General features: G+C 36.6%; 1 protein-coding gene. It reads left to right on the plus strand.

Annotation, left to right across the window (positions count from 1 at the left end):
• On the plus strand, nt 1-827 hold an 827-nt coding region (locus tag Q0842_RS16055), incomplete at both ends, for a hypothetical protein (protein WP_298500508.1).

An 827-nucleotide genomic window follows, 5' to 3' on the forward strand; every position in this document is an offset into this window, starting at 1 on the left:
TGTGCAGGTAATGAATCGGTTTATACTTACACATATACTATTGATGTAACAACATTACCTGTGGTGCCTGCAAATGCAAGTTCTACAGTAGAGTGTTTAGCAGATGCTACACAACCTCCAACTCCTCTTGTAACCGATGTATGTGGTAATGATTTAACGCCTGTAATTACTGAGAATGCTGATCCTTTTTGTGAAGGAGATAAAATCTATACATTTATATATACCGATTGTGCTGATAATGAATCGGTTTATACTTATACATATACGATTGATGTAACAACATTACCTGTGGTGCCTGCAAATGCTAGTTCTACAGTAGAGTGTATAGCTGATGCTGTACAACCTCCAACTCCTCTTGTAACTGATGTTTGTGGTAACGAAATTACGCCTGTAATTACTGAAAATGCAGATCCTGCTTGTGAAGGAGATAAAATCTATACATTTATATATACCGATTGTGCTGATAACGAAGTTATTTATACTTATACATACACGATTGATGTAACAACTTTACCTGTAGTACCTGTAAATGCAAGTTCTACAGTAGAGTGTATAACTGATGCTGCACAACCTACTGCTCCGGTAGTAACGGATGTTTGTGGTAACGACATTACGCCTGTAATTACTGAGAATACTGATCCTGTTTGTGAAGGTGATAAAATTTATACGTTCACTTATACAGACTGTGCAGGTAACGAAGTTATTTATACATATACATATACGATTGATGTAACAACATTACCTGTAGTACCTGCAAATGTAAGTTCTACAGTAGAGTGTATAGCGGATGCTGTACAACCTACAGCACCTGTTGTAACTGATGTTTG

This window comes from uncultured Algibacter sp., from assembly GCF_947495675.1.
Classification (GTDB): domain Bacteria; phylum Bacteroidota; class Bacteroidia; order Flavobacteriales; family Flavobacteriaceae; genus Algibacter_B.